This is a genomic window from Spongiivirga citrea (genome assembly GCF_010671565.1).
Taxonomy (GTDB): domain Bacteria; phylum Bacteroidota; class Bacteroidia; order Flavobacteriales; family Flavobacteriaceae; genus Spongiivirga; species Spongiivirga citrea.
Window position 1 is genome coordinate 218,994 of sequence record NZ_JAABOQ010000001.1, and the last position, 12,805, is coordinate 231,798.

The 12,805-nt window shown below is 36.6% G+C and carries 10 protein-coding genes; 4 read left to right on the forward strand and 6 right to left on the reverse strand.

Annotated features, from left to right (window positions below; genetic code table 11):
- The 3 genes from pyrF to prfA form a co-directional block, all read right to left on the reverse strand.
- Window positions 1–819, reverse strand: coding sequence for an orotidine-5'-phosphate decarboxylase (gene pyrF / locus GWK10_RS01005; RefSeq protein WP_164029036.1), 819 nt, complete (start codon window positions 817–819; stop codon window positions 1–3).
- A gap of 68 nt (window positions 820–887) precedes the next feature.
- Complete coding sequence (locus GWK10_RS01010) at window positions 888–2,936, reverse strand: DUF5723 family protein (RefSeq protein WP_164029037.1); 2,049 nt, start codon at window positions 2,934–2,936, stop codon at window positions 888–890.
- Window positions 2,937–3,090: 154 nt separating this feature from the next.
- The gene (gene prfA, locus GWK10_RS01015) at window positions 3,091–4,167 is read right to left on the reverse strand and encodes a peptide chain release factor 1 (protein ID WP_164029038.1); all 1,077 of its coding nucleotides are present in this window, start codon (window positions 4,165–4,167) and stop codon (window positions 3,091–3,093) included.
- Window positions 4,168–4,282: 115 nt separating this feature from the next.
- On the opposite strand from prfA, the gene GWK10_RS01020 reads away from it, so the two are divergent.
- Window positions 4,283–4,567, forward strand: a complete 285-nt coding sequence (locus tag GWK10_RS01020) for a hypothetical protein (RefSeq protein WP_164029039.1) — start codon at window positions 4,283–4,285, stop codon at window positions 4,565–4,567.
- On the forward strand, window positions 4,564–5,229 hold the full coding sequence (locus tag GWK10_RS01025) for an ATP-binding cassette domain-containing protein (RefSeq protein ID WP_164029040.1): 666 nt from the start codon (window positions 4,564–4,566) through the stop codon (window positions 5,227–5,229). Before GWK10_RS01020 ends, GWK10_RS01025 begins: the two co-directional genes overlap by 4 nt.
- A 58-nt stretch (window positions 5,230–5,287) precedes the next feature.
- Here GWK10_RS01025 and GWK10_RS01030 read toward each other — a convergent pair whose 3' ends face one another.
- Window positions 5,288–6,466 carry an AIR synthase related protein gene (locus GWK10_RS01030; RefSeq protein ID WP_164029041.1) on the reverse strand — a complete coding sequence of 393 codons (1,179 nt, stop codon included), beginning with the start codon at window positions 6,464–6,466 and terminating at the stop codon, window positions 5,288–5,290.
- Window positions 6,467–6,568: 102 nt separating this feature from the next.
- Entirely contained in the window at window positions 6,569–8,755 is a 2,187-nt protein-coding gene (locus GWK10_RS01035) for a glutamine synthetase III family protein (RefSeq protein ID WP_164029042.1), read from the reverse strand.
- A 186-nt stretch (window positions 8,756–8,941) separates the two neighbouring features.
- On the opposite strand from GWK10_RS01035, the gene GWK10_RS01040 reads away from it, so the two are divergent.
- Window positions 8,942–9,952 (forward strand): glutamine synthetase beta-grasp domain-containing protein, encoded by a 1,011-nt coding sequence (locus tag GWK10_RS01040; protein ID WP_164029043.1) that lies wholly within the window; start codon window positions 8,942–8,944, stop codon window positions 9,950–9,952.
- A 217-nt stretch (window positions 9,953–10,169) separates the two neighbouring features.
- Entirely contained in the window at window positions 10,170–11,591 is a 1,422-nt protein-coding gene (locus tag GWK10_RS01045) for a glycosyltransferase (protein WP_164029044.1), read from the forward strand.
- Window positions 11,592–11,776: 185 nt separating this feature from the next.
- Here the strand turns inward: GWK10_RS01045 and GWK10_RS01050 are convergent, their stop codons facing one another.
- Window positions 11,777–12,712, reverse strand: a complete 936-nt coding sequence (locus GWK10_RS01050) for a calcium/sodium antiporter (protein ID WP_164029045.1) — start codon at window positions 12,710–12,712, stop codon at window positions 11,777–11,779.
- Window positions 12,713–12,805 lie beyond the last annotated feature (93 nt).

The following is a 12,805-nucleotide window of genomic DNA, read 5'->3' on the forward strand; positions in this document are numbered from 1 at the left end:
TTAGCGAGCTTCTAAAATCACCTGCATATCTTGTTGAAGTGCCAGCGCCTTTTCTCGAGCCTTCGAAGCAAAATCGGTTCCATTTCCTGCGTAAATAATACCGCGCGAAGAGTTAATGAGTAATCCGACTTGGTCATTCATTCCATTTTTACAAACTGCATGTAAGTCCCCTCCTTGCGCCCCTACACCTGGAACTAATAAAAAACTTTCTGGGATGATCTTTCTTATCTCGGTAAAATATTCAGCTTTAGTAGCACCAACCACATACATTAATCGATCATTATTTTGATAAGTAGAAGATGTTTTAAGTACCTTTTTATACAAGGCCTCTCCATCGATTTCATTGGTTTGAAAATCGAATGCTCCCTTGTTAGAAGTCAATGCCAATAGTATAGCATGCTTATCTTCAAATTCTAAAAAAGGTTCAACAGAATCGCTACCCATATAGGGCGCTACAGTGATTGAATCGAACGCTAGGTCTTCAAAAAATGCTTTTGCATAGCGAGTTGCAGTATTTCCAATATCGCCTCTCTTAGCATCGGCTATTGTAAAAATATCAGGGTAATTATCGTTTAGGTAATCAATTGTTTTCTTGAGTGATTCCCACCCTTTTACACCATAGGTCTCGAAGAAAGCGATATTTGGTTTGTAAGCGACCGCAAGGTCATGGGTTGCATCTATAATGGCCTTATTGAACTCAAAAATTGGATCTTCGGCTTCTAATAAATGAGCTGGGATCTTTTCAAGATCGACATCCAAACCTACACATAAAAACGATTTCTTTTTTTCTATTTGATCAACAAGTTCTTGGGTGGTCATATTCTTTTATTTAAAACAAAAAGCCCAGACATTATGCCTGGGCTTCAAAAATACGTATTCGTTTTGGTTTAATTAATCAATTTAATCTCGACACGTCGGTTTTGTTTTCGTCCCGCCATATACATATTGGTAGCAACAGGAAATTTCTCTCCTAATCCTACTGCTTCTAGACGAGAAGCATCAATACCATTTTTTATTAAATAATCACGTACTGCATTCACACGAAGTTCTGAAAGTCGTTGATTCATGGCCTCTTCTCCTCTGCTATCTGTATGTCCTTCTAATCTAAATCTTGCACTTGGATATTGTTTCATCACAGCAGTCATTTCTTGTAAAACAGTGAACGATTCATTTTTAAAAGATGATTTATCTGGATCAAAGAGAATAGTTTTACCATATTCATTTAGCTGTTCTACAACTTCTTCAGTTACTTCGGGACATCCTTTTCCAGCGACAGTACCAGCGGTATTAGGGCAATCATCATCATTATCATAAACACCATCACCATCAGTATCTGGCCAAGGACAGCCATTATTTTCAGGATCACCAGCAACATCTGGGCAAATGTCTACATCGTCATTGACACCATCACCATCCTTATCTAAAATAGGACAGCCTTCATTGTCTTTTCTACCTGGTTCATCGGGACATTTATCATCTTTGTCATAAACACCATCTTCATCGCGATCTGGCCAGGGGCAACCTCCATTTTCAATTGGCCCTGGAGTTTCAGGGCAGGCATCTTCTTTATCCACAATGCCATCTCCATCTTTATCTCTCGGTTTACCTCGATACAATGGTACTTTAAGTCCTGCATATACATCAACACCTTGAGATTCATCATTAATAACATTCGATAAAATAGATCCAGAACCTACAAACAACGGTCCAAAACGAAAGCCGCTTCCCCATGAAAACCCGCTATACTCTTTATATCCCACAGGCATATAAAAACTAAACCATTTGCTCTCATATCGGGGGGTAATAAATGCATTAGTCACAACGCTACTACTATTTCTCGTAGCTGATTTTACCAAGGAATAATCAACATTCGCATTAATATATATTTTTGGAACAATTTTATAATCAACAAATAAATGAGCAGCTGTTGGTAAGCGTGGGTCCAAATCCTCGTCGGCTTCTTGAAAGGTATATACATTTCGAATTGCATCTTCAAAACTCACACTATCGAAATCTGCTTCACTAATATTAACAGCATTAAGATTATACAACGCTTGAGTACTGTTTTTATAGCTTAATGAACCAATATCAGTTACTGATAAACCTACTTTTAATTTATATCTTGTAGGATCCCCATGTGTATCTCCTGTGCCATCTGGTCTATATTCATAGGAGAAACCAACATCTGCTCCAAAGCCATTAGCACCATCTACCAATTCAATATTTTCAAGATCACCTGCTAGATTACTGCTACGACCGTAGGTAAAAGCACCACTAGAATCGTAGGATGCAATATTAGGTGCTGTTCCATCGGCATCATAATTCAAGTTAACATCACCCTCAGCATATGCATTACCAAGACCTTGTAAATACTTAAAAGAAACTCCACCAGTTAAGAAGTGATTTCCTTTATCCATAAGTACGGTTGCATACGAAACTCCTACTTCACCCCAACCGTGTGTGGTTCCAAAAAAGTTATTTGCGTTTACAACAAAATCCTGATCGGAGTCAAAATCGTTAGTCACTGTTTCGAATAACTCACCATTAATATCATTAACATTTGCGAACAGGCGCGCTCTTGTAAAAACCGCAACTGAATGTTTTGGTTTTATATTGAACATAAATGAAGGTCCTAAAACATCAGCGGTAATAATATAGCTATTGGCATCTGAAGGAGAAGCTATCGCATCGCGCTCAAAATCGAAATCGCTTTTGAGAAGATCAGAAAAGGAAACACCATAATAATCATTATCCCCCAAGCCGCTTAAGGAAGCTAGGTTGATATCAGCCTTATATGGGGTATCTACAATTGTAGCTGGATTTACTACAACACCGTGGACACCTTTATAATTGTCTGATAGAAATCCGATATAGGATTGTGAAAAAATGCTAGCCGAAAAAAGACTTAGGACACTAATGAAAAATAGCTTTTTCATGGTTTGTGGTTGAATTTATTGTTTTACTCTATTGGTTTAAACACTGCTGGCACAACGTCAATATTGGCCAATTATTTTTATTTAAACACAAAATACAAAAAGAGTCGATTAACAGAAGCTAATCGACTCTTTTTAAATAGTTTATATCTTAGTTTTAAATCACCTCACCAGCCTCTTTTAGCTTTTCTGTATTCTGTACCAATTGCAATTCATCAATAATTCGCTGAATATCACCATTGATTATATTTTGCAAATCATACAGTGTAAGATTAATTCTATGATCGGTAACCCGGCCTTGTGGGTAATTATAGGTTCTAATTTTAGCGGAGCGGTCTCCACTACTTACCTGACTGCTTCGTTTAGCAGCGTCCTCTTCCTGTTTTTTGGCAAGTTCTAGATCGTATAAACGAGAACGCAGTACTTTAAAGGCTTTTTCCTTGTTTTTATGTTGTGATTTTTGATCCTGACACTGGGCTACCAATCCCGTAGGAACGTGGGTTAGTCTAACCGCAGAATAGGTTGTGTTAACCGATTGCCCACCGGGCCCAGAAGAACAAAAATAATCGATCCGCACATCTTTAGGATCTATTTGTACATCAAACTCTTCAGCCTCTGGAAGCACCATAACAGTTGCAGCACTTGTATGCACACGACCTTGTGTTTCCGTTTGCGGTACACGTTGCACGCGATGCACGCCTGCTTCAAACTTTAAAGTTCCGTATACTTCCTCTCCAGTTACTTCAAATTGAATTTCTTTAAAACCTCCGGCAGTACCTTCACTAAAATCAATAACGCTCACTTTCCAGCCCTTACCTTCACAATATTTAGTATACATTCGGTGAAGATCTCCGGCGAAAATACTAGCCTCATCGCCTCCTGTTCCCGCTCGAACCTCAACAACTACATTCTTACCATCTTCAGGATCTTTTGGGATAAGCATAAACTTAATCTCATCCTCAAGCTTAGGTAGCTCGCTTTTGGCTTCGTCTAACTGCATTTTGGCCATTTCGACCATTTCTGTATCACTTCCATCAGCAATAATCTCTTCAGCTTCTTCAATATTATTAGTAAGCTCTATATAAATCTCTCGTTTATCAACTAATGCTTTTAAGTCCTTATACTCCTTGTTTAGTTGAACGTATTTTTTTTGATTAGAAATAATATCAGGTTGAATGATTAAATCACTCACCTCATCAAATCGCTGTTTTACTATCTGTAGTTTCTCTAGCATAAATCATTACCAATTGTAGGAGCGTAAAGGTACACTTTTTGATTATTTTTTGAGTGTTTCCCTAATGCAGTGTTAATCTTTTTGTTCACTCATATTCTTATTCTAATTTTCGAGAATGCAACTAACCGCAATTTTCCATTTTTATAGGCAATTTCTTATTCCAACTGGGCTTATTTCATTGCTACTACTTTTTTTAACTGGTGATAATGTTGCTTTTACGGCAACCAAAATACTTTGCTCAATACTTGTATTATGGGGTTATGCTAGCTCAAAACGAAACAATGTCCTTCATTTTTATCACAATATGGGAATTTCTAAACGTGCATTATTCTTATTTTTTATTGGTTTAGATATCCTCTTAAGCATTTTAGTAATTCAACTAAAGACAGCCTTTTTATGATATTAGAAGTTGATAATATTGAGCTTAATTATAGCGACAAAAATATATTGAAAGGTGTTTATCTAAAAGCCGAAATTGGAAAAGTAACTGGTTTATTAGGTCATAACGGATCAGGCAAAAGCAGCTTACTTCATATTATTTTTGGAAGTATCGCTCCTAAATACAAGCTGATTCGAATAGATAAAAAACCTATCCTTAGAAAGCTGTACACCTCTAGATTGGTGTATTTATGTTCACAAAAACAATCCATTCCCAGTTTTATGAAATTGAAGAAGGTTTTTCGATTTCTGAAGTTAGATTGGAATACTTTTATTGAAAAATTCCCTCAATTTGAAAAATATAGAAATTCCTATCCCTCCAAATTATCTGGCGGCGAACTTCAAGTGGTTGAAATTTACCTGGCATTACTCTCTAATAGACCAATTGTTTTATTAGACGAGCCTTTTATGCATATTGCTCCGTTATATGTTGAACAGATGAAGGAGATAATTAACGAACAGAAACATTCAAAGGCTATTATTTTAACTGATCATCATTATGAATCTGTAATTGACGTCACTGATGATCTTTATTTACTAAAAAATGGAAGTACCAAAAAGATTAATCAACTAACCGATCTTGAGGATTACGGATATTTACCTAATGGAATTATTAGTGAATGATAAAAAAGATGGGGACGACTAGGATGGTCTCTACTCCTCCCAACTGGACATTGCATAACTAGTAAACAAATTCCCCTAATTGGCTCTTTATTGTTAGTTTCTTGGTATTAGACTCAACTACTCGACCAACAATTTGTGCATCGACATTATAAGACTTAGTAATTGAGATTAGATCGTCAGCAATCGCTGGATCTACATACAATTCCATGCGATGTCCCATATTAAATACCTGATACATTTCTTTCCAATCAGTTCCTGACTGTTTTTGTATCAACTTAAATAAGGGTGGAACATCAAACATATTATCCTTAATAATATGAAGATCATCAACAAAATGTAATATTTTGGTTTGCGCACCACCGCTGCAGTGCACCATTCCGTGCAGTGTATCTGCTTTATATTTTGAAAGTATTTCTTTGATAATTGGTGCGTAAGTACGGGTTGGAGATAAGACCAATTTCCCTGCGTCTATGGGTGAATCTTCTACGGCATCTTGAAGTTTCGTATTCCCCGAGTAAACAAGTTCCGAAGGAACAGCATGGTCATAACTTTCTGGGAATTTTTCGGCTAAATACTTACCAAATACATCGTGTCGTGCAGAGGTAAGACCATTACTACCCATACCCCCATTATATTCCTTTTCATAGGATGCTTGCCCATAGGAAGAAAGTCCAACAATAACATCCCCTGCCCTAATATTGGCATTGTCTATAACATTAGATCGTTTTACTCTAGCAGTTACAGTACTATCGACAATAATTGTTCGAACAAGATCGCCAACATCGGCTGTTTCTCCACCAGTAGAATAAATTGTAACTCCGAAGCTTTTTAGTTCCCCAATCAATTCTTCAGTTCCATTAATAATTGCGGAAATCACTTCACCAGGAATAAGATTCTTGTTTCGCCCAATGGTAGATGACAACATAATATTGTCTGTCGCTCCAACACACAATAGATCATCAATATTCATGATAAGTGCATCTTGAGCAATGCCCTTCCATACAGAAATATCACCAGTTTCTTTCCAATACATATAGGCTAAAGATGACTTTGTACCTGCACCATCTGCATGCATCACTAGGCAATAATCATCATCATTCGTAAGATAATCTGGAACTATTTTGCAAAATGCCTTTGGAAAAAGCCCTTTGTCGATATTTTTTATCGCATTATGAACATCTTCTTTAGAGGCTGAAACACCTCTACCTGAATAGCGTTTGGAAACTTCTGAACTCATGATGGCAAAAATACATTTTACAAATTCCAAATCACAAATTCCAAATCATAAAATCAGAATGATAAGCGTTGGAATTTGGAATTTCAAATATTGGAATTTCAATTATCGGGTAAACAACAATTCTCGATACTTTGCCAAAGGCCATAACTCATCGTCAACTAGTAGCTCCAACTTATCGCAATGATATCGAATCTCTTCAAAGAAAGGTTTTACTGAATTACAATATGAATCAGCCTTTTTAGTTGCATCGTCTAAAGCATTGGCTTTTTTTCTTTCCTCAGTCATCTGGGTTACGCTAGCATTGATCTTTTCAATATGTGTGGATATTTGCTCGATCAATTCCATTTGTTCTGATGCCATTTTTTTAAACGAAGTACCATAAATATCCTTTAATCCTTTTACATTGTCTATCAATAAGTTTTGATATTTAATCGCGGTTGGAATGATGTGATTTCTAGCGACATCACCTAAAACCCTGCCTTCGATCTGAATACGCTTTGAGTACTCCTCTACTTCAATCTCATAACGCGCTTCTAGTTCAACCTTGTTCATTACCTGCATTTTTTCAAATACATCGATGGTCGATTTATCTAATTGAATTTTAAGCGCTTCGGGGGTAGTTTTATTATTACTTAGCTTTCGTTTTTTGGCTTCCTTTTCCCAGACTTCGTCATAACCATTACCATCAAACAAAATGCGTTTTGAACCTTTAATATATTCCCTTAAGACATTGAAAATCGCTTCATCTTTTTTCAAGCTTTTCTTATCAACGAGCTTGTCAACCTCTACTTTAAAATCTTTTAATTGCTTAGCCACAATGGTGTTTAAAATAATCATGGGTTTGGCACAATTTGACTTAGATCCTACTGCTCTAAACTCAAATTTATTTCCTGTAAAGGCAAAAGGAGACGTTCGGTTTCTATCGGTGTTATCCAATAAAATTTCTGGAATTTTCCCAACAACGTTCAGCTTTAAATCCGTTTTTTCTTCTGGAGATAATTTTCCAGCTGTCACTCCTTCTAACTCCTTTAATACCTTTGATAACTGAGCGCCTATAAAAACGGACATGATTGCCGGGGGTGCTTCATTGGCCCCAAGGCGATGATCATTACTGGCAGATGCTATTCCTGATCGCATCAACTCTTCATATTCTTGAATCGCCTTAATCGTATTCACAAAAAAGGTAAGAAACTGTAAGTTACTCATAGGAGTTTTACCGGGGCTTAATAAATTGACCCCCGTATCCGTAGTTAAGGACCAATTGTTGTGTTTACCGGAACCATTTACCCCTTTAAAAGGTTTTTCATGAAGTAGCACTTTGAAATGATGGCGCTGAGCTACCTTTCCCATTAAATCCATCACCAATGAATTATGGTCGACTGCTAAATTAGCTTCTTCATATATAGGTGCTAACTCAAATTGATTTGGTGCCACTTCATTATGTCTTGTTTTAACCGGAATACCCAGCAGCATGCATTCTTTTTCGAGATCGCGCATAAATTCTAAAGCTCTCGTCGGGATGCTTCCAAAATAATGGTCGTCTAACTGTTGTCCTTTTGCAGATGTATGACCTAGCAATGTTCTTCCAGTCATCATTAAATCTGGTCTTGCAGCGACCAACGCCTCATCCACTAAAAAATATTCTTGCTCCCATCCTAAAGATGCATTGACCTTGCGAACATTTTTATCAAAATACTTGGCGACATCTGAAGCTGCCTCATCTACCGCATTTAAAGCCCTTAAAAGTGGAGTTTTATAATCTAATGCCTCTCCAGTATAGGATACAAAAACTGTTGGTATACATAAAGTAGTGCCATATATAAATGAAGGAGACGAAGGATCCCAAGCGGTATATCCTCTTGCCTCAAAAGTATTTCTTATTCCTCCATGCGGAAAACTAGATGCGTCAGGTTCTTGCTGTACTAGCTGCCCACCGTCAAATCGTTCAATCCCCTGATTTGAATTTAATAATTCGAAGAAGGCATCATGCTTTTCCGCTGTAGCTCCTGTTAAAGGTTGAAACCAATGTGTATAGTGCGTTACACCTTTCGACATAGCCCAGTCTTTCATAGCAGCAGCAATCTGATCTGCCACTCCTCTTTTGATTTTGGCCCCATTAACTATTGCATCCTGAACGCTTGTAAAAGCATCACCAGTAAGATATTGGCGCATTGCTTGTTCATTAAAAACATTGACCCCAAAAAGTGCCGATCGTTTCTCGTTATCAACAATGGTAATAGGGGTGCGTTCCATTGTTTTCTTCAGTGCATCAAATCTTAAAGTTGACATATCCTTAATTTTAAGCAAATATATTGCTAATTATCAATTTTTGATATTTGAACCCCCTACTTTTTTAGGGTGTTGATAAATATATATTACATTTCAATATTTTACCCCTTAAATTTTAAAGGTCCTTATTAAAAAAATATATATTTGCAACGAAATTTTGTTAGTTCAAAAAAAGAATCACCTATTATGAGTAAATCTAAATTAGAGTACATCTGGCTTGATGGTTATAAACCAACAGCTAATCTTCGAAGTAAAACAAAAGTTGAAGACGATTTTAGTGGTAAACTTGAAGACTGTCCAGTATGGTCTTTTGATGGAAGTTCTACCCAGCAAGCAGAGGGCGGATCTTCTGACTGTTTATTGAAACCAGTTGCAATTTATCCTGATCCTGTAAGAAAGGATGGTTATTTAGTAATGACTGAGGTTTTAAATGCTGATGGTACTCCGCACGAATCAAACTCAAGAGCAACTATTGATGATGATGATAATGACTTCTGGTTCGGTTTCGAGCAGGAATACTTTATTATGGATGTAAATACACAACTACCTCTAGGTTTCCCAATTGGTGGATATCCTGGCCCACAGGGAATGTATTATTGTTCTGTAGGTGGAAAAAACACATGGGGTCGTGAATTTGTTGAAGAACATGCTGATCTTTGTATTGCTGCAGGATTAAATTTTGAAGGGATTAACCAAGAAGTTGCCGCTGGACAGTGGGAATTCCAATTATTTTCAAAAGGTGCTAAAAAGGCAGGTGACGAAATTTGGATCGCTCGCTATTTATTAGACCGCTTAACGGAATCATATGGATACTATATTGAATATCACCCAAAACCTGTAAAAGGTGATTGGAATGGCTCTGGTATGCATGCTAACTTCTCTAACACTACTTTAAGAACATGTGGATCTCAAGAAGTTTATGAGAAAATTTGTGAAGCATTCAGACCAGTTACTGCAGAGCATATTGCTGTGTATGGTGAGTTTAACGATCAACGTTTAACAGGATTACACGAAACAGCTTCAATACGTGACTTTAGCTATGGTATTTCTGATCGTGGAGCTTCTATCCGTATTCCTATTATCACTGTAGAAAAAGGATGGAAAGGATGGCTAGAAGATCGTCGTCCAGCTTCTAATGGTGACCCATATAAAATTGCGGGAAGAATTATTCAAACTGTAAAATCTGCTGATGTTTAATTAGCTAGATCTAATAATAATTCTAAAAGGTCATCTTGTTATAGGTGACCTTTTTTTATTTAGAAATTTTCAAAAAACTCCATAGAGAGAAGCATTACCTAGTACTAAAACGTTATCGATTATAATGCTATGTTAAAATTAACCGGTGAAAAAATCCAAACAAAAATAACCAGCGTATAACCAACAGCATATCAATTCTAAAGCATTAAGTGTACGCATGAAATCATATCTTCAAATCGAGAAGTTATCATCTAAACTGAGAACTGATCAATACCTATTTAACTTATATAAAAACATCAATACAGCTGGACAGACCAATCCTAAGCGACTTGGAATGTTAGTTATCACCGGCACAATTCTATTGTTGTTATTGGGAGTTTATCTTATAGCTCATTTTCAAAGTGATTTTGAATTATTTCATTTAGAAAGAAAAGAGTCAGTATTGGGTAATGTATTTACCATGATAGCGCTCGGATTGCTGATTTTCAAAGCCGGTTTCTTTAGTATACTACTTTACCGTTATTTTTCATACAGATCAATAAAATCGGTTACAGACGAAGAATTACCAAGCTGTACTGTAATTGTTCCTGCCTATAACGAAGGAAAGCAAGTTTATGCTACCTTAAAAAGTCTAGCTGAAAGCAATTTCCCAGAAGAAAAACTTCAACTATTATCAATCGACGATGGTAGTCAGGATGATACCTGGTATTGGATGCAAAAAGCAAAAGAAGAATTAGGTGATAGAGTTCTTATTAGCCAACAACCCAAAAATATGGGCAAACGTCACGCGCTATATCGTGGTTTCAATCAAGGTAATGGCGATGTTTTTATTACCGTAGACAGTGATTCTATTGTAACAGAAGAAACCTTAAGAAATTTAGTAAGCCCATTTGCTAAAGATGAGAATTGTGGAGCCGTTGCTGGAAATATTAGAGTTTTGAATAATCAAAAAGCGCTAATTCCTAAAATGCTCGATGTTAGTTTTGTGTTGAGTTTCGAATTTGTACGCTCGGCAGAAAGCACATTCAAATCAGTTTTATGCACCCCTGGGGCTCTTGCTGCTTACAGAAGAGATGCAGTATTAAAATGCTTGCCAGAATGGATAAATCAAACTTTTATGGGTAAAGCTTCGGATATTGGAGAAGATCGCGCCATGACTAACATGATCTTAAAACAAGGTAAGCATGTACTATTCCAGCGAAACGCTGTTGCCTATACTAACGTTCCTGAGCGATACAAATCGTTGTACAAGATGTTTATACGTTGGGGACGAAGCAACGTAAGGGAGAATATTGCAATGGCAAAATACGTATTTACCAATTTTCGAAATAGCTCTAAAACTGGAACCAGATTGCTTTTTATAAGTCAATTTCTTAAGATAGTGATGACCTATCCCTTTCTTATTTTTATGCTTCTATTTATTGTAACACATCCATTGTTATTCTTGAGTTCAGCATTGGTGAGTATTTTAATCCTGTCCACTTTCCCGATTCTATTTTATGCAAAGCGCCATGATTCTTTACAATCTTTTTATGCATACAGCTATAGCCTATTATTTACATTCGGCTTGTTTTGGATTGCACCTTATGCAATTGCAACAGCAGGGAAGAGTGGATGGTTGACAAGAAAATTATCCTGATAAAAACTGAAGTGCACAGTCCGTTTTCTGATATACTAAGAATGATATAAAATACCATTAGGTTTTCAGATTATTTCCTGAGGTATGAAGCACTAACTTAAAAAAGCTAATTGTTTTATTCTTAGTCAAAAATCAATATGAACAGCAACAATTTAGAATTTGTTCATATATTTTTCGAGGGAAGATTAAGTCAAGGTTATATATAAAAACCCAGCGTACAAGCCCAATAGAACTATACCATCTCGCCAACCTAATCGCAAGCCCTTTGGTAAAAACACTAGTGGAAATACCAAGAAGGATATTCCCAACATCCAGAAAATATCACTAGTAAGCAATCCTTTATCAACAACTGTAATTGGGGTAATGATTGAGGTAATTCCAAGAACAGCAGCGATATTAAAAATGTTTGATCCTATTAAATTTCCAAGGGAAATAGCTTTCTCCTTTTTAATAATTGCTATTATCGATGCTGCTAATTCCGGAATACTAGTACCGACCGATACAATAGTAACACCGATAATACGTTCACTCACTCCGAAAGCAGTGGCCAAATTTTTAGCCCCTTCTACCAATAGTTCGGATCCACCCCAAAGACCTAAACCACCTAGAAACAGAAACGCGACAATTTGATAAAGCGGAATCAGTTCATCATCTTCAGGAGCTTCATCTACAACAGCGGGCTTTTGAAAACGCAATAGGTAGATTAAGAAAACAACAAGTAAAACGACTAGAATAATTCCTTCGTAATGTGCTAGTACCCCATCATCATAGATAAAGAAATACAAAAGAACAGATGTGAACATCATCATTGGCCAATCAGTCTTATAAAAAGCTTTTTGGACTAAAATGGGTGATAAACAAATGGTAACCCCTAATACTAAAGCCAAATTCGCAATATTAGAGCCAATTACATTCCCCATTGCTAAATCAGGAGAGCCGTCTAAGGCCGCTTTTATACTTACAATAAGTTCGGGCGCTGATGTGGCAAACGATACTACCGTCATACCGATCACGATTTTTGGGATATCAAGTTGTAGTGATAAACCTACTGCAGCTTTTAGCAGAAGATTGCCGCCTACAATCAAAAAAATCAGCCCTCCTATTATAAACAAAAAATCCATTTAAAAAATTTGCTGCGAAGATAGTTGATTCAATTATGATTGAAGAGTTATGAATTCAGAATTATTTGGTCTCGAAAACTAAATATTTCGTTA